This window comes from Thalassospira lucentensis, assembly GCF_011806425.1.
Taxonomy (GTDB): domain Bacteria; phylum Pseudomonadota; class Alphaproteobacteria; order Rhodospirillales; family Thalassospiraceae; genus Thalassospira; species Thalassospira lucentensis_B.
Map to the genome: position 1 here is coordinate 96,884 of NZ_JAATOV010000005.1, position 20,813 is coordinate 117,696.

A 20,813-nucleotide genomic window follows, 5' to 3' on the forward strand; every position below is an offset into this window, starting at 1 on the left:
AGTAGGGGGTGTGGGAGTTGGAGCTTCTTAAGGTGCGCTTTCGCCTTTGCTCCAGCACTTTTGCAATACCCCTCTAAAACCATCCAGAATTTGCCACTAGAATAAAAGAAAGGCCAGTTGTGAAACTGGCCTTTCTTGCGTTTTTGGGGATGGTGTGCCGCACCTGGGGTTCAGGGCAAAATTGCAAGACGACACATCATCAAGGCCCAAAGATTACATGTTTTTGTACGCTTTGTTTTCATGGATGGCCATGGATGCGATCGTGTAAACGCACACGGCAATCCCAACCAGCGTCACCAGTCCGAGAATGACCGGCTTATCCGCGAAGGTGAAGTACGCTTCTGCACCTTCCCAGGTGGTAATCGGCGCTGTATTCATATCTCAGGTTCCTTTCTGAAATGGTCCCAATTGAACTCGTCAGCTTAAATGTTCTGCTGATTTATTCAGCCGGGGTCGGCGACGTTGGATCATTGGTAAAGGCAGCCGGAACAGAGCTTTCCGGATATGCGCTTGCCGGAACTTCGGCCTTATCCAGGCCAGCAATCTCAGCGCCTTCGGTCACACGCAGCAGGCCAACGACCTTAAGGGCGTAGGACAATGCGTATCCCGGTGCGAAACCAAGAATCATAAAGACAACCGCACTGGAAAGCTGACCCACGAAAGAGATTTCCGGACCGGCAATGTTTGGATAGCCAGATGCAAAGATCCCCGATGCGATAAGCCCCCAGACACCGCCAAAGCCATGCACTGCGACCGCGCCAACCGCATCATCAATTTTGAACTTGCCGACAAGGATGTCGTTAAGTTTCGGCATGATGCACCCACCAGCAAAGCTGACGAGGAAGGCAAAGCCCGGATAATAAAGATCAAGGGCCGGAGCCGATGAAATCACACCAATCAGCGCGCCTGACATCATCCAGAACGGATCGCGGGTGACCAAATACGCACCGATCATGCCGCCTGCAACGCCCATCAGGGTGTTGAATGCGAATGCCGACAGGGTCGTCGGGGTGTTGTAAATCGTGGTCCACATATCACCGGTATAGATGATGCAACCGCCCAAGAATCCAAAGAAGCCCATAACGATCAGCATCAGGCCGATCAAAGACATCGGCATGTTATGGCCATCGATATTGTTGACCGTGCCATCGGAATTAAAGCGACCGATACGCGGGCCCAAATTGATCAGAACACCCAGCGTGAAGAAACCGGCAACGGTGTGAACACAGCCCGCCGCACCAACGTCATGCAGGCCCCATTCCGTGGTAAGCCACCCATCTGGGTGCCAGCCCCAAGATGCGCCAAGTATCCAGACGACAGCACCCAGGACAAGGGCAAGGATGGTAAAGCCGGAGATACGGATACGTTCAATCACCGAGCCCGACATAATCGATGCCGTGGTCGCCGCAAACAGGGTAAAGGCCGCATAAAAAATGCCCGACGCGTTATCGGTCAGGTTTGGCCCCATATTCGTGCTCCAGGGCAGGCCAGCCTCGGAACCATCAGCGATGCTAAGCCCTGCTGGGAATGCCAGATAAATCCACCAGCCAACATAATAGAAAGCCGGGATCAGGAATGCGAACGCGATCAGGTTTTTCATGCCCGAAGCAAGGGCATTCTTTGCACGAGACGCACCCATCTCATAGGCAAGGAAGCCTGCATGGATGGCCAGCATCAATGCTGTACACCACCAATAGAAAACTTCGGAATTTATGGTCGTTGCCATGGCGAGTGATGACTCAAGACTATCAAGCCTTGCCATCAACTCCGGTACGGATTGTTCCATTTTAGTCTCTCCATCACATAATGCCCCCCGATGGACATTCATTTTATTAAAATTCAATTCCTTTCAGTGAACAAGCGCTAATATGTTTTTTGTTGTGCAGCGCAATAAATTTAGTAAAAACAATTAGTTAATTTGAGGCTGTGTGTTGGCCGCGCATGTTTGATTAAAAAGTAAACGCAAAAATTAAATGCCTATTATGCGTGCGATTTCGCTGAGTCGTGCCGATTCTGTCGAAATTTCGCGCATGGAAATCTTCCTTGGGTTGGGTTTTCCGCGCCGAGGAGGTTTGAATTTTGAAAAGAAGAGGTGGTTTTTAGGTGCTTCGCGCGTCGCGCGGGGCGATACCGTAGGTTGCCTTAAACGCGCGCGAGAAATGGCTGCTGTTGGCAAAGCCGGTGGCAAAGGCGATCTCGGAAATGGTCAGGGCACTTTGTTTGAGCAAACGCCGGGCATGGTCAAGGCGGACCTGATGATAAACTTCAAGGAACGACGCACCAAGATGCTGGGTAAAGAGCCGATCAAGTTGGCGGGTTGAAAGGCGCACGAAGCTTGCCATTTCGTCACGCGATTTCGGGTCTTCGATGGTGGCTTCCATCTTTTCCAACACGCGCAGCAAGGCTGGATGATGCACATTATAGCGTTCGGCAAGCGATGCGCGCTGTGATCCGCCTGATGTGCCGACATTGGTATGCAGATACCAATCCGAAACCCGGGTGGCAAAATCAGCCCCCATATGGTCGGCAATCATGGCATGCATCATATCAAGCGGCGCAACGCCCCCGCCGCATGTGATCCGATCGCCATCAATGACAAAGCGCGCACGTTGTGGTTCCAGATCGGGAAAGGCTTCGATAAGGGCGGGCGCGTGTTCCCAGTGAATGGTGAATTGCCGTTGCCCCAAAAGACCCGCAGCAGCAAGAACATAAGATCCGCTTGAAATCCCGCCCATGCGCACCCCCCATCGGGATAATTTGCGCAAGGCGGGCAGAATGCCCGGTGCCTGCCATTGTGTGGGATGACCGCCGGCACAGACAAACAGGGTGTGTAAACTGGTTGGCGCATTGGCGATGGGGGTGGTCGGGACCATGGTGCCCGATGAAGATGTGATATTGCCGCCCGCCGCCGAATAATTCAGCAGTCGATAAATCGGGCGCCCCGCCAACAGGTTTGCCGCCCGCAACGGTTCAATCGCCGACGCATAGGACATCAGGGCAAAGTCAGGCAGCAGCATAAAGCCGATATGTTGCGGCGCCGGCTGCGTATCGCCATTGGATCGCGCCGCTTGGCCATGCGCGTTGGTTTGCTGTGCGCGGGGTTTGGCGGCGGCATTTGATGTCGGTTTTTCGTCCATGTCTTAAATTTATTATTATATGTCTGTTTTAGGCAAGCTGGAAAATGGTGCTGTGTCAAGATCGGGACATAACAGCGAAAGAACCGATATGCGTTATTCAGCCCTGTCATTGCTTGGCAATGCCTTTTCCAAGAATAAAAAATGGACGCCCGCGTGGCGTAATCCGGATCCAAAGCCGCATTATGATGTGATCATTATTGGCGGTGGCGGGCATGGATTGGCGACGGCCTATTACCTGTCGAAGGTATTTGGCGTGCGCAATGTGGCGGTTCTTGAAAGGGGATATTTGGGATCGGGAAATATCGGACGAAATACGACGATTATCCGGTCAAACTACCTGTTACAGGGCAATAACCCGTTCTACGAATTTTCCATGAAACTGTGGGAAGGGTTGGAGCAGGATTTCAATTTTAACGCCATGGTGTCCCAGCGTGGTGTGGTCAATTTGTATCATTCGGATGCCCAGCGCGATGCCTATGTCCGGCGCGGCAATGCCATGCGCCTGCACAGGGTGGATGCCGATCTGGTCGGCCGTGATCAATTGCGCGATATGCTGCCGTTTCTCGATTATGAAAATGCCCGTTTTCCGATTATGGGCGGGCTTATGCAAAAGCGTGGCGGGACTGTGCGCCACGATGCGGTGGCATGGGGCTTTGCCCGTGGGGCGGATCAAAACGGGGTCGATATCATCCAAAATTGCGAAGTCACCGCGATTGAGCGCGAAGGCGATCAGGTGACGGGGGTGCAAACTACACGCGGCCCCATCACATGCGGCAAGCTTGCGATGGCGGTTGCAGGACATTCAAGCCATGTGGCACGGATGGTCGATATGCGTCTGCCGATTGAAAGTCATGCCTTGCAGGCCTTTGTGTCCGAAGGATTAAAGCCGTTCATTGATACGGTGGTGACATTTGGTGCGGGGCATTTTTACGTATCTCAATCAGACAAGGGTGGCCTTGTTTTTGGCGGGGATATCGAAGGGTATAACTCCTATGCCCAGCGCGGCAACCTGGCCTGTGTCGAACATGTTGCCGAGGCCGGCATGGCAATGATCCCAGCCCTTTCGCGGGTGCGTATCCTGCGCAGTTGGGGCGGGATCATGGATATGAGCATGGATGGCTCGCCAATTATGGATAAGACCTATCTTGGCAATCTCTATTTCAATGGCGGCTGGTGCTATGGCGGGTTTAAGGCAACCCCGGCATCTGGTTATTGCTTTGCCCATTTGCTGGCGACCGACACGCCGCATGAAACCGCGACCGAATTTCGAATGGATCGGTTTGAGCGCGGATATCTTCTTGATGAAAAGGGCGTTGGTGCCCAAGCGAATTTGCACTGATGCGCACTATACCAACGGCTCTAATTATGACCGGTTTGATGGAGCCCAATTCGTTCAGGCGGCGAGGCGCGTCTCGCCGGTCATATCGGGGATATGGGCAAGGGACGGAACGTAGCCGATGGACGCATTTGGCCCACCCGAAGGGCCGGTTTGTCGCGCCCGCCGGACATCGTTATGTCCCGCTTGTGGTCATAAAGACCACGGCGCGAAACATGCCTTGCCAGCAGACGCGACAAGCCGGTCAAACCGATCATAATTAGAGCCGTTGGTATAAGGATTTTGGAAATGAGCAGCCTTGTCAAATGTCCCCATTGCGGTCTTCGTCCCCGCGAAGAATTTACCATTCGCGGCGAAGTGCCAAGCCCGCGTCCCGCATCAGATGCGCCAGCCAATGCGTGGTTTGATCATGTGTATCTGCGCGATAATCCGCGCGGCGAACACCGCGAATATTGGCACCACGCGGGGGGATGCCGCCGCTGGTTGGTATTAAGCCGAAATACCATCACCCATGACATCAGTGCGGTTGTTGATGCCAGCACGCTGAAAGCGGGGACCAAATCATGACCAGTTTTCGCATCGATGGTGGCACGTCGATTAACCGTGATGATGTGCGCCAGTTTTCCTTTAACGGTGAAAAGCTTTCGGGGTTTGGCGGCGATACGGTGGCATCTGCCTTGTTGGCCAATGGCAAGCAATTGGTTGGGCGCAGTTTTAAATATCACCGTCCGCGCGGTATTTTGACGGCTGGCGCGGCGGAGCCCAACGCGCTTTTGACCATTGGCCGCGATGGGCGGCGTGATCCCAATACCCGTGCAACCATGGCCGAATTGTTTGATGGGCTGGAAGCACGGTCGCAAAACTGTTGGCCGAATGTTGATTTTGACATTGGCGCGGTCAATGGGGTGCTTGGGCCAATTTTGGGGGCTGGTTTTTACTATAAAACCTTTATGTGGCCCGCGGCCTTTTGGGAAAAGGTGTATGAGCCGATCATTCGCAAGGCTGCTGGCCTTGGCCGGGCAAGCTATGATCCCGATCCGGGCTATTACGAAAAATGCTGGGCGCATTGTGATCTTTTGGTCATCGGCGCGGGTGCGGCCGGGCTTGCGGCGGCCTTAACCGCCGGGCGGGCCGGGGCACGTGTGATTATTGCCGACGAAGGCGCACAACTTGGTGGTGGCATGCGGGCCGAGCGCAGCATGATTGATGGGAAGCCAGCAGATATATTCCTCGGCGATGTGATGGGGGAGCTGATCAGCCTGCCCAATGTCGATATCAAGTCCCGCACGACAATCTTTGCCAATTACGACGACGGTGTTTTTGGTGGGGTAGAACGCGTGCAAAAGCATCTGCCAGAGGCGGAAATCAATCCAAACCGGGCGATGGAGCGTCTTTGGCGGATTGTTGCCAAACACACCATCCTGGCAACCGGTGCCGAAGAACGACCAATTGTCTTTGGCGGCAATGATCGACCCGGTGTGATGATGGCCGGTGCCATGCGTACATATCTTAATGCGTATGGTGTTGCGCCGGGCAAGCGGGTGGCGTTGTTTGCCAATAATGATCAGGCCTATGACACGGCGCGCGACCTTGAAGAACGCGGCATTGAAATTGCCGCCATCATTGATCCGCGCACATGTCCTGACGTTGGGTATCATGGATCAGCCCGCCATATTGCCGGGGCCGTGGTCCGCGATACGGCCGGGCGAAAGGGCCTTAAATCCATCACGGTCCGTCACGATGACGGGCGTGATGAAGTGATTGCGGTGGATGCCCTGGCGATATCGGGCGGCTATAGCCCGATTGTGCATCTGGCCTGTCATCGGGGGGCGAGACCGGTATGGTCCGATGATCATGCGGGCTTTATGCCGCCGATGGATGCCGATGGTCTAACGCCGGTTGGCGCGGTATCGGGCGTTCGCGGGATTGTCGCGTGCTTTAACGCCGGTGCAAACGCGGCATGTGATGCGTTGGTCGGACTTGGCATTTCTGCCCGGCCTGCCTTGATTGGCGCGGATGTGGCTGGTGATCATGTCAATGATCCAGAAGCCGCTGGTGCGCAAGATACCTTGCCGGTTTGGTCGGTGCCATCGGCACGCGGCAAGGCATTTGTTGATTTCCAAAATGACGTGACGGCCAGTGACATCAATCTTGCGATGCGCGAAGGATATGATCATGTCGAACTTGCCAAGCGCTACACGACAAATGGCATGGCGACCGATCAGGGTAAAACATCGAACGTAAATGCGATTGGTATTCTGGCTGAAAACAAGGGTGTTTCGCCCGGCGATATCGGCACGACAACGTTCCGACCGTTTTATACGCCGGTGTCATTTGGGGCCTTGGTCGGGGCGTCCAAGGGGTTTGAGTTTCAACCGGTTCGCAAATCACCTTTGCATGGTTGGGCGGCGCGTAATGGGGCAAAATTCGTTGAAACCGGGCTTTGGTATCGATCAAGCTGGTTTCCCAAGGGCGGCGAAACATTCTGGCGCGACAGCGTGGATCGTGAAGTTTTGAATGTGCGGACCAATGTTGGCATCTGTGATGTATCGACCCTTGGCAAGATCGAGATTTTTGGCGCCGATGCGGCAGAATTCCTGAACCGGGTTTACTGCAACGCGTTTTTGAAATTGCCAGTCGGCAAGGCGCGCTATGGGCTGATGCTGCGTGAAGATGGTTTTATCTATGACGATGGCACGACCAGTTGCTTGGCGGAAAATCATTACTTTATGACCACAACAACGGCGCTGGCCGCCGGGGTACTGACCCATTTGGAATTCTGCGCACAGGTTCTGTGGCCGGAATTGGATGTGCGGTTGGCGTCCGCCACCGATCAGTGGGCGCAAATGGCGGTTGCCGGGCCAAAGGCGCGTGCAACATTGGCCAAGATCATTGACGATGATCTTGGCAACGAAGCGTTTCCGTTCTTGGCGGCGCGCGAGGTCTCGTTGTTTGGGGGGAAACTTCGCGGGCGGTTGTTCCGCATTTCATTTTCGGGCGAGCTTGCCTATGAAATCGCGGTACCGGCGGGATATGGCAGTTGCGTTGCCGATGCCATTATGGAGGCAGGCAAGGAATTTGACATTGCGCCCTATGGCACGGAGGCCCTTGGCGTGATGCGAATTGAAAAGGGCCATGTCACCCATGCCGAAATCAATGGCACCGTCACCCCGGCGGATCTTGGGATGGGGCGGATGGTCTCTGCCAAAAAGGATGATTTCATCGGGCGGGTGATGAACAAGCGCGAAGGATTGCTTGATGCAGCGCGCCCTTTACTTGTCGGGATTAAGCCAAAGTCACCGTCAGATCGCTTTGCCACCGGATCACATATCTTAAATGTCGGGGCGGATGTGCGTCTTGAGAATGATCAGGGCTATGTCACATCAACCTGTCATTCGCCCAATCTGGGCCACACGATTGGCTTGGCCCTGATCAAAGGCGGGCCAGAACGCTACGGCGAAGAAGTCGTTATTTGGAATGGTCTGGCCGGAACCCATGTGACCGGCGTTATCTGCAATCCCGCCTTTGTCGATCCAGAGAATGAGAAGCTCCATGCGTGATTTTCTGCTGCATAACGTATCGCCCTTTCCGGCGGATGAAACCGCCAACGGGCATGGCAATATGCAAATCCGTGCTTTGCGTGATGGGTTTGTTTTTCATCTTTTGGGTCGTTCAGATACCGATACAGCCACGGTTGAAAAGACCATTGCCGCGCCTATTGCCGATTTGGGCGGTGAGCTTCGGCAATTGGCGCCCTATCAGTGGTTTTGGGTCGGCAATGCCACATTGTCCCAAGAACGGGTGGCCGAGATATCAGCCGCATTGCCCAGCATGTTAGCGCTAACAGACCAGACCCATGGCCGCGTAAGGTTGGTTGTTTCAGGGCCGCAAGTCCGGTCTGTTTTGGCCAAGGGGGCGATGATTGATTTGGCCGATGACGTCTTTGCCATCGGGCAATCTGTAATGACGCAGATCGGTCATATCGGCGCGATGATCACGCGGACTGGTGACGCAGAATTTGAAATCATGGTTCTGCGCAGTTTTGCCGAAAGCCTTTGGCATGAAATCCATCAAATGGCGGCTGAGTTTAACTGAGGACATTGGATCGTCGGTCTTTAAGTACAGTGCTTTGTTTAGGGGGCGGTTTTTTGATGCATACGCCTTGTGATGACGCGATCTTGGCATACTTGATGGGGTAACAAGCCACGGGTGGATGCCATTTGTGGCCTTAAAGATCAAAACAAGGAGGATCATCACGATGACCAAGCTGACCGTCACCACCCCGGATGGGGATTTTGACGCCTATGTTGCCATGCCTGCAACATTGCCCGCACCTGTTGTTGTTGTCATTCAGGAAATCTTTGGCGTGAATGGGGTGATGCGCGGGATTGCGGATGATTATGCCAAGCAGGGGTATATCGCGGTTTGTCCTGATTTGTTCTGGCGTATTGAGCCGGGCATCGACATTACCGACAAAACTGAGGCCGAGTGGAAGCAGGCATTTAGCTATTATCAGTCATTTGATGTTGATAAGGGTGTCAAAGACATCGCCGCAACTATGAAGGCCGCACGCGGTCTCGACGGTGCGAACGGCAAGGTTGGTGTTGTCGGATATTGCCTTGGTGGATTGCTGACGTATCTTTCTGCGACGCGTACCGATGGTGATGCGTTTGCGGCCTATTACGGCGGCGGCATGAATGAATACATGAACGAAGCCGATAACATCACCAAGCCGCTGATCGTGCATCTGGCCGGTAAGGATGAATTCATCCCCGCTGAGGCACAGGAAGTCATCAAGGAAGCACTTGGCGATCATCCGATGACGGAGCTTCATTTCTATCCGGAGCGTGATCACGCCTTTGCGCGTAAGGGCGGGGCGCATTACGACAAAGCCGATGCCGATACCGCCAATGCCCGGACGGCGGAATTCTTTGAGGCCAATTTGGTCTGATTAATTAAATCTGCGAAATTCAACGAAAAAGGGCTGCAAATCCTGCAGCCCTTTTTTGTGTCTGATGATGTCTTTGGTGCCGGATTATTTGACCAATGCGTTGATCAGTTTATCCAAAAACAGTTCGCAGCGGCCAAGTTGATCGAGTTCGATGAACTCGTCTGGTTTGTGGGCCTGTTCGATATTGCCCGGGCCGCAAACGACGGTCGGAATATCGCCAAGGGCGGAAAAGACGCCGGCTTCTGTGCCAAAGCTGACTTTGCCGGTGGTGTTCGCGCCGGTCAGGGCCATGACCAGTTTGGTGACTTCTTCGTCATCGCCGGTGGCAAGGCCGGGCATATCAGAGACGACTTCGATTTCAACGCCGACATCATCGTATGTTTCGCGCATTTGCGGGATCAGGGTGTTGTCGAGATAATCGAAAATCATCCCCTTAAGCGCATCGCGGTCATGGCTGGGCAGATTACGGAATTCAAAATCGACAAAACAATTCTGCGGAATGATGTTGAGCTGCGTACCGCCATTGATCACACCGGAATGGAAGGTGCTGTGATTGGGGGTGAAATCATTATCATGCGGGCCTTCATCGCGGCATTTGTGGCCAAGCTGGCGCAGGAAAACCACAAATTCAGACGCAAACTCAACAGAGTTAACACCCTCCGCCGGAAGAGATGAGTGCCCAGACCGTCCGGTGAAATGCGCGCGGGCAGAATATTTGCCTTTGTGCTGGGTGATGACTTTCATTTCGGTCGGTTCACCGACAATGCACATGGCGGGTTTGTTGGGCAGATTGTTGATCGCCTCAACCAAGCTTGGCACGCCAAGACAGCCGACTTCTTCGTCATAGGTAAATGCCAAATGGATCGGCACGCGCAGATCCGCGTTTTTAAAGCTTTCGGCCTTGGCCAGCAGGCAGGCCAGAAAACCCTTCATGTCGCAAGATCCCCGGCCATAAAGCCGATCATCGCGGATATCGATGGTGTAGGGATCGGTTGCCCAATTCTGGCCTTCGGTCGGGACCACGTCGCTATGCCCCGACAGGATCACGCCGCCATCAACCTTTGGCCCAATCGTCGCATATAGATTGGCCTTGGTGTTGCTTTCATCGCGCACGACAAGGCAATCGTAACCCAGCGGTTCAAGATATGCTTTGACCTCGTCAATCAGGGCCATGTTCGGCGTCATGCTGACCGACGGGTGGGCAATCAGTTTGCGGCACCAGTCAATGGTCGCTTCCGTTGGTGATGGGGCATTGTCGGTGTTTGGGGCGGTGGTCATTCGACGAATTGTTCCTTAAGGATACGTTCTTCAAGATTGTGCTCTGGATCAAACATAAGTTTGATTTTCATGTTGCGATCTTCGACGATCTTAACACGGGCAACATCGCGAACCTCGGTATAATCGGCGACGGCCGACACAGGGCGCTTTTCAGGGTTTTGAATTTCAAAGACGACTTCGGCGCCATGGGGCAACAGTGCACCGCGCCAGCGACGCGGGCGAAATGGACTGATCGGGGTTAGGGCCAAAAGCCCGCTTCCCATTGGCAGGATCGGGCCATGTGCCGAAAGGTTATAGGCGGTGCTGCCTGCAGGCGTGCAAACGAGCGCGCCATCACACACCAGTTCGGCAAGCCGTTCAACACCGTCAACCTTGATGCGAAGCTTGGCCGCCTGACGGGTTTCACGCAAAAGCGATACCTCGTTAATGGCAAGGGCGCACATGCTTTCGCCATTGACGGTGTGGGCTTCCATTTGCAGGGGATGCAGTTCAACCATCTGGGATTCTGCGATGCGTTCGGGCAAATCCATTTCCCGAAATTCATTCATCAAAAAGCCGACGGTGCCACGGTTCATCCCGTAAATCGGCACTTTGCGGCCCATATAACGGTGCAGGGATTCCAGCATGAAACCGTCACCGCCAAGGGCGACAATGACGTCTGCCTTTTCTGGCGCGATATGTCCGTAGCGGTGTTTCAACCGATACATCGCGTCTTGGGCGATTTTGGTTTCGGCTGCGACAAAGGCGATGGAATCAGTTTGCATCTGCTATCCGACGGGTAATTCACGCAAACCCCAAAGGGGCAATTGCCAACAATAGAGTACGCTTTGCTTTGAATTGCAAGGGGCTGCGTCGTGCGACGCGAGCCAAGGGCGTTGTTTGATGATGACCTCGTTTGGTGGTCTTTGATTCTATATTGATATGTGATGACCGTGCGCAGCGTGTTGACCTTGGACGGAAAACAGACGAACCTGATGGTCTTGTTCATTTGCCACGTCAGAATGCCGCATGACCAAATCACCGTTTAGCATTTCATCTGCACTATCGCGAATTACCCGTTCGGAAAGTGATCGGGACGACGCAAGTGCGGATATGGCACTTGAATTAAACAATGAAGTTGCTGTCGTGTCCAAGCGGGTGCGCAATCCGGATCAAACCCGGCAAAAGATTTTGGATGCGGCGTTTGGTGAAATCCGCCGTGCCGGATTTGGTGGTGCGTCGATCAATAATATTCTTGAACTTAGTGGCGTGACCAAAGGGGCGCTGTATCACCATTTTTCCGGTAAGGCGAAACTGGTCAATGCGGTGATTGATGAATGCCTGCCCGGATATGTTGATACGGTCTGGCTTGATGACCTTGATGGGGCGGATGATATTTTACCGATCCTGATGGGGCAGGTGGATCGTCTTGGCGGGGATAACGCGCCCGACCTATTAAAAGGCGGCTGCCCACTTGCGCGTTTGGCGTCGGGGGCCGGCGAACTTGATGAAAGCCTGCGCAAGCGGATTGATGCTGTGTATCGCTATTGGCGGCGTGGTTTGGCGTCGCATATCGGCAAGGCACAATTTAACAAAACCGTGCGCACAGATGTTGAGCCATCATCGGTGGCGGAATTTCTGATTGCGGCCTTGCACGGTTTTTTGACCCGTCCGCCTGCTTTGCGCAATCTGGAAACCCAGGATGCCTTTGCCCGCGAATTTGCCCGTTATCTGAATAATTTGCGCCCTTAATTAACGCTCGGAGAGTGAGGCGGCATTTTGTACGTATTGAGGGTATCGTCTTACTCGACTAATGATCCTTTGGCCGTGGGTGTGTCTGGCGTGATGTTCTATCTGATACTCTCGGAAGAATAGCTGGTAAAGCCAGATTCGAGCACCACCTGCCTCACTGCCTGTTTGAGGCAGGTCGTTAAGAAGGTTCCTTGAATAGGAAAAAAAGTTGGCTGTTAACTCTGTAAAGCTAACTGACTTCACCTTATAGTTGATGTGATTTCCTTCCGTGTAAGTAATATTAAAATCTTTACGGGCTTTGCCTTTTTTTTTCCATTGATCAAACCAGGCTTGGTCATCGCAGTTTTCTAATGCATTAAACTCATCTTGGTCTCCCAGATGGTCTGAAAAAAGCAAAGGTAAAATATACACAAGCTGAATTTTAACGGAGCTATTCCATAGGGAAGTTATTGTTTTAAGCCTTCCAAGGCACTGTTTAACGTCTCTTAATGTGAGTTTGTATGCGTTTATGCATTCAATTATAAAATCTATCGTATCTAAGTCGAATGGTGCTGAGAGCTTTTCCTCGTCTATGACATGAGAAGAGATTTGAAACTTTACGAAGTTTTCAATCGAAGGGGTTGGGAAGCGATATGTGCTGTCAAAAAAGCGATTTAAATATCGTATGCTGTCGAACTTAGCCCCGTAAACTGCCGATATAGCGTGTGCTAACTGTTCTTTGTCTGTGGTTAAGACAAACACAGCGCCCTCAACAGCAAAGAGGTGCTTTATCCGTTCAAGAAGCAAAATAGTATAGGTTGGTTTGCAGCGGTCTAGTTCATCGACCAAAATGAAGATCGGCGCTTGATGGCCTGTTTTTGATACTTCGTTTATTATCGCCGAAAAAGCTTGTTTGAATTCGTTTAAGTTTTCCCGCGTTTTGCGGAAATTCTCTATTATCTCAGCGGAAGAATTTTGCGCTACTTCTTCGCTTATTTTTCCTACTTCCTCAGCTATTTTTTCGGTGGTCAAATCATCTGAAATCTCGGAGATGCTTATCCCTATCGCTTTTTTTAATCCTGCGTGAACGATATGTCTTCCGACGATTTTTATTGCTTTAGTGAACCGGTCTTTAGCTGCTTGCAATTGCGCGTCATTGCTTGAGTTCGTAGTTTTTCTTATGATTTGCTCATCAAGTGCAGAGATTATTGGGATCATTGGATCTTCGCTGAAGTCGTCCTCCCAAGCGTTAATGTAGCAAGTTAGATAGTTAGCGTTTTCTAGTTGTTTCTGGAACCTCTCTAGAAAGAACGTTTTCCCTGCGCCCCAACTTTGATCGATATTGAGGACATAAGATGGTGAATCAGCGTCTTCTTTTTTTTCCTCACTTTTTGTGACAAGCAGCTTCTGTAGAAACTCTCCATCATGCTGGCGCTCTAAAAGATCATCTTTCCATACATCATCTAAAGCCTCGTTCACTTAACCTCTCCTCTTCAGCAGCGCGTTATATTAGGACTATCAACTCAAACCTCAGCTGGGTAAACAACAAAATAATATTGTATTATTAGTTTTATTGACATTTTTCTGTGTGGGATTACATGTATCCACACAAAAGATGATTAATTCCAAATTATGGAGACAGACCCATGCGTTCTTTCGTTCTTTCTGCGGTCGCCGCAGCGGCATTCGTGTTTGCTGGCAGTGCTGCACAGGCTGAGCGCCTGACGGAACAGCCGCTGGTCGATGCCAACTGGGTTGATGAAAACCTTGATAACCCGTCGCTGGTGGTTGTTGATATTCGCTCGCTGACCAAGCAGGGCAGCCCCTATGCCGCGGGTCACATCCCCGGTTCTGTTTATGCGCCCTATGGCAAATTTGGCTGGCGTGCAAAGGTCGACAATGTTGTCGCCATGCTGCCGCCGGTTGATGTGATTGCCGATCGTATTGGCGGGCTTGGTATTGATAACGACAAACAGGTTGTTGTTGTCCCAGCGGGTCAGAATAGCTCGGACTTTGGGGCTGCGACGCGCGTTTACTGGACCTTTAAGGTTCTGGGCCACGACGCAGTGACCATTTTGAATGGTGGTCAGCGCGCATGGAACGCCGCGGGTAAAGAAGTATCGACCGATGCGGTTACCCCGACCAAAGTTGCCTTTAACGCCAATTTCCGCCCAGAGCTTGTCGCGACGACCGAAGACGTGGCCAAGGCAAAAGAAAATGGCGTCGCATTGATTGATGCCCGTCCGGTCGCGCAGTTCGAAGGCAAAAGCAAAAGCGGTGTTGTCGCGCGTAACGGTGCCATTCCGGGTGCGAAAAACATTTCGCAGTCGAAATTCTATGACGCCAAAGAAGGTGCCTTTGTCGCATCCGATGCGATTGAGCAGCTTGTCGGGGATGCCGGTGTTGATGCCGATGCCAAGGAAATCACCTATTGCAATACGGGCCACTGGGCGTCGGTTGCATGGTTCGGTCTTTCCGAAGTGATGGGCAACAAGAACACCGCAATGTATGATGGGTCGCTGACTGAATGGGCTGCTGATCCAAGCCGCGAAATGGTCATCCCGAAATAATCGGCAACTTCGTTTTGCCTGTGTGGCAAGGCCATTGGGACGGAACCGGGCATGCTTCCGGTTCCGTTCGCTTTTAAGGCATCTATTTTAGGGTATTGGGCGTCACCATGTCTCAAGCGACATTTTCTACACACCCCGCAAAGTCGGGGTTTGAATTTGACAAGGGCCCGGCACTGGTTACCGCCGTGCTGTTTATTCTTGTCGGTATTGCAATTGCCCAGGCAGTCGATCTGCATCAGGCCGCGCTTTATGGTCTTGGCGGGATGCTGGGTATTGCACTTTATCATGCATCCTTTGGCTTTACCGGCGGTTGGCGTCGTTTCTCGGTCGAAAAGCGCGGCCGTGCGATGCGGGCGCAGCTTTTGATGATTGGTGTTGCGGCAGCGGCCTTTATCCCGATGCTGGCCCTTGGCAGTCCGCTTGGAAATCCGATTGTTGGGGCGGTTGCGCCGGTCGGCGTATCTGTTTTGGCCGGGGCGTTTATGTTTGGCCTTGGCATGCAGCTTGGTGGCGGGTGTGGTTCGGGCACCCTGTTCACCGTGGGTGGGGGCAGTGCGCGCATGTTGCTAACCCTCGTCTTCTTTATTGTTGGTGCGGTGATCGGAACGGCGCATTTGCCGATGTGGCTTGAACTGCCGTCTTTGCCCCCAATGAGTGTTGGTCGCGAATTTGGTATGGCCGGTGGCCTTGCCGTAACCTTTGGCGGGTTGGCCCTGATTGCGTTGATCACGGTGATTGTTGAAAAGCGCGCGCATGGCACCCTTGAAACGCCGCCGGTTTCGCTGCGCACTGGGATGATCCGGTTGTTGCACGGGCCGTGGCCGATGATTTGGACCGGTATTTTATTGGCGGGACTGAATGTTGCGACCCTGTTGATTGCCGGTCACCCGTGGTCGATTACGTTTGGCTTTGGCCTTTGGGGGGCGAAGATCGCCCAGTTTATCGGTATTCCGGTTGAAACATGGGAATTCTGGAATTGGGTTGGCCCGGCCAAGGCGCTTGGCAACTCGGTTCTGGCCGATAATACATCGGTTATGAATTTCGGCATCGTGATTGGCGCGGCCCTTGCTGCGGCCCTTGCCGGTAAGTTCGCGCCAAAGGTCCGTGTGCCGATGGCGTCGCTGTTGGCGGCGGTCATTGGTGGCTTGTTGATGGGCTATGGCGCGCGCTTGGCTTTTGGGTGCAACATTGGCGCATTCTTTAGCGGTATCGCATCGGGCAGCGTGCATGGCTGGCTGTGGTTTGTGATGGCCTTTGCGGGCAGCTGGGTCGGTATTGCGCTGCGTCCTGTGTTTGGAATGGATGGTTTTCGGAAATGAGCGATAAAAACACACTTTTGTTTGGCGCGGTGTTTTTGGCCGCGACCGGTGCGGTCGCGCTAGATCACTATAACCATACCGCAAATATTCCAGCCATTGCCAATCCTGCGCCTGCGCCGCTTCCGGCGGCGGGCAGCAATCCTTGTGCGGCTAATCCATGTGCAGCGAACCCGTGCGCTGCTAATCCCTGTGGCGCGAACCCGTGTGGGGCCAATCCGTGCGGTGCGGGATATAATCCGTGTGCCGCAAACCCCTGTGCAGCCAATCCGTGTGGGGCAGGGTACAATCCATGCGCTGCGAACCCTTGTGCCGCATCGCCATGTGGGGCGAATCCATGTGCTGCTTATAACCCGTGTGCGGCAAATCCGTGCGGTGCGGGCTATAATCCGTGTGCGGCGGCACCTTGTGGTGCCAATCCTTGTTCTGCTGGTAATCCGTGTGCGGCGTCTAATCCATGCGCGGCAAATCCGTGTGCCGCAAGCCCATGCGCGGTCGGGAATCCCTGTGCCGCGGCAAGCCCATGTGCGCCAGCAGCGGCCAATCCCTGCGCTTCTGCCAATCCATGTGCGGCCTATAACCCATGTGGTGCAGCAAATCCGTGCGCGGCCTATTAAGGGTTGAAAACATCATGTTAAGGGCCCGGCGCACAGTTTTTGCCGGGCCCTGATACATAAAACTTTGATCTTTCATGAATATGGCGTTTGACAAGTGCGAAAACTGTGTGCATGGTAGCTTCAATATTTGATCGCTCCAGAGGCGTAGAGAGAATGAAAATTCTCCACTGTCGAGTGATTGTCGGAAGAACGCATTGAGGTGGCCAGCTACGCGGACATCTCCTGAACTGCAAGGCGCAGACCTGAATACTTCATTTTACCGGGCTTGGTCCCAGCTGTCTGCTGCCACCCAATTACGAGTTACCTTTATTTGACCCAATTTTCCGAACTCGGCCTTGCCGAGCCGGTCCTTCGCGCCTTAGCGCATGAGGGCTATGACGCGCCGACCCCAATTCAGGCGCAGTCCATCCCGTCCCTGCTGCAAGGTAAGGACCTGCTTGGTATCGCTCAGACCGGTACCGGTAAGACGGCAGCTTTCGCGTTGCCGATTCTTGATCGCCTTTCCAAAACTGAAGGCCGTACACCCAAAGGTTCCTGCCGTGTGCTGGTTCTGGCCCCGACGCGCGAACTTGCTGCGCAGATCGGTGATAGTTTCCGTGCCTATGGCCGTTTCCTGAACGTCCGCGTTGCTGTGGTCGTTGGTGGTGTGTCGCCAGGTCCGCAGATCAAACAGATTACCCCAGGTGTCGAGGTGCTTGTCGCCACGCCGGGTCGTTTGCTTGACCACGTTGATAGCGGAAAGCTCAGCCTTTCTAATGTTGATGTGATCGTCCTTGACGAAGCAGACCATATGCTTGATCTCGGCTTCTTGCCGCCGATCAAACGCATTATCAAAATGCTCCCCAAAAAGCGTCAGAACCTGTTCTTCTCGGCAACCATGCCCGGCCAGATTGGCCAGTTGGCAGGGGATATGCTGTCAGATCCGGTTAAAGTGTCGGTAACCCCGGTTGCCACCACGCAGGAACGTGTTGATCAATCGGTTTACCTGATTGAACGCACCCGCAAGCGTCAGCTGCTGGCCGAGCTTCTTGATAATCCCGCATTCAAACGGACTTTGGTATTTACCCGGACCAAACGTGGTGCCGATCGTGTTGCCCGCCATCTTGAGGCCAACAAAATCAGTGCTGCTGCCATTCACGGGAATAAAAGCCAAAATCAGCGCGAACGTGCCCTGAACGCCTTTAAGGACGGTCAGATTGGCGTGTTGGTCGCAACCGATATTGCTGCACGCGGTATTGATGTTGATAGCGTGACCCACGTTGTTAACTTTGAACTGCCGAACGTGCCGGAAAGCTACGTCCACCGTATTGGCCGTACGGCCCGCGGTGGGGCCAGTGGTTCCGCAATTGCATTCTGTGATGCCGAAGAGCGTGGCTTGCTGCGTGACATCGAACGCACCACCCGTCAGTCAATCCCCGTTATTGATCGCCGTGATGCCAAGTTGGCTGCTGAACAGGCAGCCGACCCGGATGATGCGCGTGATGCAAATCGCGGTCGCCGATCCGGCGGTGGTGGTCAGTCACGTGGCAATGGTGGCCGTAATGCGGGTGGCAATGCTCGTGGAAACGGTCGTTCGAACGGTGGCGGCAATCGTCAGGCTGCTGGTGGTCGTAATGACCGCACCGGCGGTCCGCGCCGCGAACGTGATGATGTCCGCCAAGATACCCGGTCGGCAAAACCACGTCGCGACGTCGAAGCCAACAGCAACGCTGGATCAAATGACAAAGCACCGGTCAGCCCGGCTTTGGAAAAATCAAAAAGCCGTTACAAAGGCGGGATTAAATCCCAGTCGGCGAACGGTAATGGTAACGGCGCCGGAAATGGTGCCGCGAAAACAGATAGCCGTAAGCGCCCAGCCAAAAAGGTCGATTCCAACGGGAATGTCCGCGATGGCGCGCAGAACGGTAATTCGATTTCTTCTGGTCTGTCCTTTATGGGCAGTTCGGAAGAACGCCGCGCGAATGGTAACGGGGCCAATGGCCGCGGGAACACCAATCCGCAAGGCAAGCGCGGCGGTGCGAACCGCAATCGCAATCATCGTGGCCCACAATCTGGCGGGCAGCCAGGTGGTGCAGGCCGCAACAGACCTTCCGGTGATCAGAGAAGTCGCGACCGCGCCTAATTTGATCATCGAACAAAGATAGGCGCACCCAAGCGGGGTGTGTCGTAACGCCAATCAATACTCGATAAGGAGATTTAAAGATGGCAACAGGTACCGTTAAATGGTTCAACGCAACTAAAGGTTTTGGTTTCATTCAGCCGGACGAAGGCGGAAATGACGTATTCCTGCACATCAGCGCCGTTGAACGCGCTGGTATGGGGCACCCGCAGGAAGGCGACAAAATCAATTACGAACTGCGTACCGACTCACGTTCGGGCCGCGTTTCGGCTGACGACCTGACGGCTGCTTAATTCGGCTTGTCCTTCCTTGTGAAGGGCACCGAGTTAAACGAAGTTAAGCGAAACCCCCATCCGGGAAACCGGGTGGGGGTTTTGTTTTAAGCGCCATCTTTAAGATGATGCTTTTGTGACATCTTTTGTTCCGCGTCTGGAAGACTTCGCAATTTTTAATCAAGGCGCTAAAAGCGTCTGTAGACATTGCAATCAAGACGACAGGGTGCCTTTCATGAACCATGAGGCCGAAACAAATGCACAGGCAAGGCCATTGGTGCCACACTTGGCGGTGATGGGCGTGCTGAACCGTTATCCTTTTCTGGTCTTTGGACTGCTTCTGGTTGGGGCTTTTGCCTCGTCTAGTGCGGCCCCCTTGGCCGGGCTTTATGTCGTCGAAGGATTGGGGCAAGCGCCCTGGAAGCTGAGCCTTGTTGCGGTTGTTCAGGTCTGCGTGACGCTTATCGTCAATCGCAGCTTTGGTCGCGCGATTGATCGGGCGGTCCCGGTCAAATTTCTGCTAATTACCAGTATTCTGTGCTTTGCGGCCGGGATGACCTTGCTTGGGCTGTTTAAGATTTACTGGGTGTATCTTGGCATTGTGTCGGTGCTGCTGGGGATTGGTTCGGGCGCGCTGTCGGTGATGTACAGCTTTGGCCGTTTGTTTGCTGAACAGACTGGGCGTGATGTCGTCAAGTTCAATGGTTTTCTGCGCATGCAGACATCGCTTGGTTGGATGATCGGACCTGCGGCGTCGCTATCATTTTATGGCGCATACGGTTTTGCACCGACCTATTACGCAATTGCCGGACTTGCCGCCATTTGGTTTGTGGCATGTTTGCTGATCGTGCCAGCCGCGTTCAAAACCCATCATCCCAATAGTCTCAAAACCGGTGAGAAAGTGCCGTTTAACTTCGGGCTTTTATCGGCGTGCGTGCCGGTGTTTTTCATCGGGGCAGCCAATGTGGTGTTTGTCTCGGCGATGCCGCTTTATTTCTCGACTGAATTGGGGCTTGTGGCGTCCTCAGCCGGTTTCGCCCTGACGGTGAAGTGCTTTGTCGAAGTTGTGGTGATCTATTTCTGCGCAACGCTCATCAAGTTTGTGGGCGAGCGTAAGGGCATGTTGATCGCAGCTCTGTTGGGGGCTGTGTTCTTTGGCTTGATTTATAATGCGACGACGCTTGTTGATGTGCTTGGTCTTGCCGCGATTGATGGTCTTTATTATGGCATCTTTGCTGGGATCAGCATGACATTTGTTCAGAATTTCGCGCCCGATCAGCCCGGTGTCGCGACAAGCTATTATGTCAGCACGCTGTTTGTCGGCGGTTTGATCGGCAATCTTCTGACCGGGGTGGTCGCCAGTGCTTTTGATTTTCGGACAACGGTTCTTATGGCCTGCGCATTTGCCTTTGTTGGGGCGGTGGTTTTAGCCGTGATGCGCGATGCAAAGCTTTCTGAACCGGTCACGGAAAGACCATGACCTCTTGACTTTGGCGCCGTGCCGAGG

General features: G+C 53.4%; 18 protein-coding genes. 11 read left to right on the forward strand and 7 right to left on the reverse strand.

From position 1 onward, the window contains the following. Positions 1-213 precede the first annotated feature (213 nt). From HCZ99_RS15525 to HCZ99_RS15535, 3 genes are all read right to left on the reverse strand, one after another. The gene (locus HCZ99_RS15525; protein WP_167447943.1) at positions 214-378 is read right to left on the reverse strand and encodes a hypothetical protein; all 165 of its coding nucleotides are present in this window, start codon (positions 376-378) and stop codon (positions 214-216) included. 61 nt (positions 379-439) lie between these two features. Beyond that, complete coding sequence (locus HCZ99_RS15530; protein ID WP_167447944.1) at positions 440-1,786, reverse strand: ammonium transporter; 1,347 nt, start codon at positions 1,784-1,786, stop codon at positions 440-442. A 313-nt stretch (positions 1,787-2,099) separates the two neighbouring features. Continuing rightward, a complete protein-coding gene (locus HCZ99_RS15535) occupies positions 2,100-3,137 on the reverse strand; it encodes a GlxA family transcriptional regulator (protein ID WP_167447945.1) in 1,038 nt (345 codons plus the stop codon). Positions 3,138-3,225: 88 nt separating this feature from the next. Between HCZ99_RS15535 and HCZ99_RS15540 the strand changes: the two genes are divergently transcribed. From HCZ99_RS15540 to HCZ99_RS15560, 5 genes are all read left to right on the forward strand, one after another. Next, positions 3,226-4,476 (forward strand): sarcosine oxidase subunit beta family protein, encoded by a 1,251-nt coding sequence (locus HCZ99_RS15540; RefSeq protein ID WP_167447946.1) that lies wholly within the window; start codon positions 3,226-3,228, stop codon positions 4,474-4,476. A 285-nt stretch (positions 4,477-4,761) separates the two neighbouring features. Then, the gene (locus HCZ99_RS15545; RefSeq protein ID WP_167447947.1) at positions 4,762-5,040 is read left to right on the forward strand and encodes a sarcosine oxidase subunit delta; all 279 of its coding nucleotides are present in this window, start codon (positions 4,762-4,764) and stop codon (positions 5,038-5,040) included. Further along, positions 5,037-8,033, forward strand: a complete 2,997-nt coding sequence (locus HCZ99_RS15550) for a sarcosine oxidase subunit alpha family protein (RefSeq protein ID WP_167447948.1) — start codon at positions 5,037-5,039, stop codon at positions 8,031-8,033. The genes HCZ99_RS15545 and HCZ99_RS15550 overlap by 4 nt, the downstream gene beginning before the upstream one ends. Beyond that, positions 8,026-8,568 carry a sarcosine oxidase subunit gamma gene (locus tag HCZ99_RS15555; protein WP_167447949.1) on the forward strand — a complete coding sequence of 181 codons (543 nt, stop codon included), beginning with the start codon at positions 8,026-8,028 and terminating at the stop codon, positions 8,566-8,568. Before HCZ99_RS15550 ends, HCZ99_RS15555 begins: the two co-directional genes overlap by 8 nt. 163 nt (positions 8,569-8,731) lie before the next feature. Then, positions 8,732-9,424: a dienelactone hydrolase family protein gene (locus tag HCZ99_RS15560; protein WP_167447950.1), complete on the forward strand. Its 693-nt coding sequence runs from the start codon at positions 8,732-8,734 to the stop codon at positions 9,422-9,424. 84 nt (positions 9,425-9,508) lie between these two features. On the opposite strand, the gene argE is transcribed toward HCZ99_RS15560, so the two are convergent. Further along, the gene (gene argE / locus HCZ99_RS15565; protein WP_167447951.1) at positions 9,509-10,702 is read right to left on the reverse strand and encodes an acetylornithine deacetylase; all 1,194 of its coding nucleotides are present in this window, start codon (positions 10,700-10,702) and stop codon (positions 9,509-9,511) included. Beyond that, positions 10,699-11,466: an NAD kinase gene (locus tag HCZ99_RS15570; protein WP_167447952.1), complete on the reverse strand. Its 768-nt coding sequence runs from the start codon at positions 11,464-11,466 to the stop codon at positions 10,699-10,701. Before HCZ99_RS15570 ends, argE begins: the two co-directional genes overlap by 4 nt. 244 nt (positions 11,467-11,710) lie before the next feature. On the opposite strand from HCZ99_RS15570, the gene HCZ99_RS15575 reads away from it, so the two are divergent. Further along, positions 11,711-12,433, forward strand: a complete 723-nt coding sequence (locus HCZ99_RS15575) for a TetR/AcrR family transcriptional regulator (RefSeq protein ID WP_167447953.1) — start codon at positions 11,711-11,713, stop codon at positions 12,431-12,433. On the opposite strand, the gene HCZ99_RS15580 is transcribed toward HCZ99_RS15575, so the two are convergent. Beyond that, positions 12,434-13,891 (reverse strand): KAP family P-loop NTPase fold protein, encoded by a 1,458-nt coding sequence (locus HCZ99_RS15580; protein WP_167447954.1) that lies wholly within the window; start codon positions 13,889-13,891, stop codon positions 12,434-12,436. A gap of 167 nt (positions 13,892-14,058) precedes the next feature. On the opposite strand from HCZ99_RS15580, the gene HCZ99_RS15585 reads away from it, so the two are divergent. Both HCZ99_RS15585 and HCZ99_RS15590 read left to right on the forward strand, forming a co-directional pair. Further along, on the forward strand, positions 14,059-14,982 hold the full coding sequence (locus HCZ99_RS15585) for a sulfurtransferase (protein ID WP_167447955.1): 924 nt from the start codon (positions 14,059-14,061) through the stop codon (positions 14,980-14,982). Positions 14,983-15,089: 107 nt separating this feature from the next. Next, positions 15,090-16,301, forward strand: a complete 1,212-nt coding sequence (locus tag HCZ99_RS15590; RefSeq protein ID WP_167447956.1) for a YeeE/YedE family protein — start codon at positions 15,090-15,092, stop codon at positions 16,299-16,301. Between the two features lie 379 nt (positions 16,302-16,680). Here HCZ99_RS15590 and HCZ99_RS15595 read toward each other — a convergent pair whose 3' ends face one another. Beyond that, a complete protein-coding gene (locus HCZ99_RS15595) occupies positions 16,681-16,860 on the reverse strand; it encodes a hypothetical protein (protein ID WP_167447867.1) in 180 nt (59 codons plus the stop codon). 365 nt (positions 16,861-17,225) lie between these two features. On the opposite strand from HCZ99_RS15595, the gene HCZ99_RS15600 reads away from it, so the two are divergent. The 3 genes from HCZ99_RS15600 (at position 17,226) to HCZ99_RS15610 (ending at position 20,786) form a co-directional block, all read left to right on the forward strand. Beyond that, a complete protein-coding gene (locus HCZ99_RS15600) occupies positions 17,226-19,037 on the forward strand; it encodes a DEAD/DEAH box helicase (RefSeq protein WP_167447957.1) in 1,812 nt (603 codons plus the stop codon). An 80-nt stretch (positions 19,038-19,117) separates the two neighbouring features. Beyond that, entirely contained in the window at positions 19,118-19,327 is a 210-nt protein-coding gene (locus HCZ99_RS15605) for a cold-shock protein (RefSeq protein ID WP_008892034.1), read from the forward strand. Between the two features lie 214 nt (positions 19,328-19,541). After that, positions 19,542-20,786 carry an MFS transporter gene (locus tag HCZ99_RS15610; RefSeq protein WP_167447958.1) on the forward strand — a complete coding sequence of 415 codons (1,245 nt, stop codon included), beginning with the start codon at positions 19,542-19,544 and terminating at the stop codon, positions 20,784-20,786. Positions 20,787-20,813: the final 27 nt, after the last annotated feature.